Annotated in this window: 2 protein-coding genes; both read right to left on the bottom strand. The window is 24.3% G+C overall.

The annotated features are described in order from the left end of the window. Positions 1–153: 153 nt before the first annotated feature. Complete coding sequence (locus HGB55_RS15080) at positions 154–336, bottom strand: hypothetical protein (protein WP_168817902.1); 183 nt, start codon at positions 334–336, stop codon at positions 154–156. Continuing rightward, entirely contained in the window at positions 333–1,052 is a 720-nt protein-coding gene (locus HGB55_RS15075) for a hypothetical protein (RefSeq protein ID WP_168817900.1), read from the bottom strand. The genes HGB55_RS15080 and HGB55_RS15075 overlap by 4 nt, the downstream gene beginning before the upstream one ends. Between the last annotated feature and the right edge of the window lie 139 nt (positions 1,053–1,191).

Below are 1,191 nucleotides of genomic sequence, written 5' to 3'. Positions count from 1 at the left end.
AAAAATCTACTTTTTCTTTTTGAATAAATTCTGTGATTTTTTCAATGAATTTGTCATTCTCAATGTTGAGAATCATTTTTACCAATTCAATTTTTGAAGTTTGAATATTCATATTCTGTTATATCTTTGATTCAAAGTTACAAAAAAATCGGATTATAATTTAAAACTAAAATTTTTCTCCGTATGAAGCCCAACGGGTTTGTATATGGCTTCGTTGTGGGAAAATCGGCAAGATTTTTCCGCCATAGCAATTATGTTAGTAAATATACGAGGATTTTCTGAAAAGAAAATCCGCCACAATGCAATATAGCCATTGTTACAAAACGTTTTACTCATCTTATTATAAACTCAGTATCTGTACATCCCTTTGGAACTATAATTTTTTTGTCAGTCTTTTCATATTTGATTAATTTTTCATGTTGACTTATTTTTCCAAAATAATTTATAAGGTATCTCTCTTTCATAATTCCATTTGGTATATTCTTTTTAAGATTCCATTTTTCGTATTCAGTTGAATGTGTTAAAATTGGCAAATGAAAATCTGTAGATTTATTAATGATAAAAAAATCAGTTCCAAGTTTTTTTCTTTTTTCTATTTTTGGTTTAATTGAACTGAATTTATACATACTAAAAGACTTGTTATTAATTACTGTATCATTTAAAACAAAAAAATCATAATTCTTTGATTGATATTTTTGAGGATTAAAATACTTGCTTACATTTTCACATTTAATATTAATAAATTCAGCATTATTTAAATCTGATTTTGAAAAAATTACATCTGAATAAATTCCATTGTAATCAATAAACATTACCCTGTAATTCAAACTGTCTTTTTCTATAATAATTGCGAAATAATCGTTGTTTTTAGAATTTGTCAAATAATATCGATGAATTTTCTTTTGATGGTCTCTGAAATGAGAATTTTTAGTTTTAATTGAATCTTTGTAGAAAGTTGTTTCATATTCTATAACATAGTCAAACTCGTAAGTTTTTTGTGCATAAAACTTTGTAAGTGTTAGTATTGTAATTATCAGGATTATCTTTTTCATATAATGTTTTGTAACGGGTTAGAATAACCAAAGTTGTGTTTTGGTTATCGCAATTTTTCGTTTTATAAAACTAATAAAATTTAAATTAAGAAACATTTTATTTTAATAAATGAAACAATTTTGGTTATGCATTGTTAGC

It is taken from the genome of Lutibacter sp. B1, from assembly GCF_012524075.1.
Taxonomy (GTDB): domain Bacteria; phylum Bacteroidota; class Bacteroidia; order Flavobacteriales; family Flavobacteriaceae; genus Lutibacter.
The sequence above is the reverse complement of the archived record's forward strand: the minus strand, read 5'-3'. Positions and strand labels throughout refer to the sequence as shown.

Coding starts and splice junctions, on each gene's coding strand:
- HGB55_RS15075 (WP_168817900.1), bottom strand. CDS start 1,052: ATGAAAAAGATAATCCTGATAATTACAATACTAACACTTACAAAGTTT.
- HGB55_RS15080 (WP_168817902.1), bottom strand. CDS start 336: ATGAGTAAAACGTTTTGTAACAATGGCTATATTGCATTGTGGCGGATT.